This window comes from Streptomyces wedmorensis, assembly GCF_000716445.1.
Taxonomy (GTDB): domain Bacteria; phylum Actinomycetota; class Actinomycetes; order Streptomycetales; family Streptomycetaceae; genus Streptomyces; species Streptomyces wedmorensis.
The window spans coordinates 1-341 of the sequence record NZ_JNWK01000184.1 but is presented as its reverse complement, the minus strand read 5'-3'; the positions used below and the strand labels follow the sequence as shown (position 1 = coordinate 341).

Annotated in this window: 1 pseudogene; it reads right to left on the bottom strand. The window is 70.7% G+C overall.

Annotation, left to right across the window (positions count from 1 at the left end):
• Positions 1-253 (bottom strand): annotated as a pseudogene (locus OO54_RS48215) (carbohydrate ABC transporter permease); the annotation flags it as partial.
• Between the last annotated feature and the right edge of the window lie 88 nt (positions 254-341).

The window sequence follows — 341 nt, the reverse complement described above, 5'->3', positions numbered from 1 at the left end:
GGTCCTTGGTGGCGTTGATCACCAGCCAGGCCAGCGGCAGCAGGGTGTAGAGGAGGACCAGGCCGGTCACCAGGGTCAGCGGGATGCTGGGGCGGGGGTTGAGCGGGGTCTGGGGCGAATTCCTGCGACCTCTTGCCGCGGCGGTGCGGGTGGCGACCCGGTGCGTACTCGTACCTGTGCCGCGGGTGGTGGACGGTCCGGCGGGGGAGCCGGAGTCGGTGGTGGCGGCAGCGGTGGTGAGAGAGGTGGTCATCGGGTCAGCCCTTCCGCATGCCGCGCAGCTGGACGGTGTAGGCGATGATCGCGGTGATCACGCCCATCACGATCGCCACGGTCGCCGC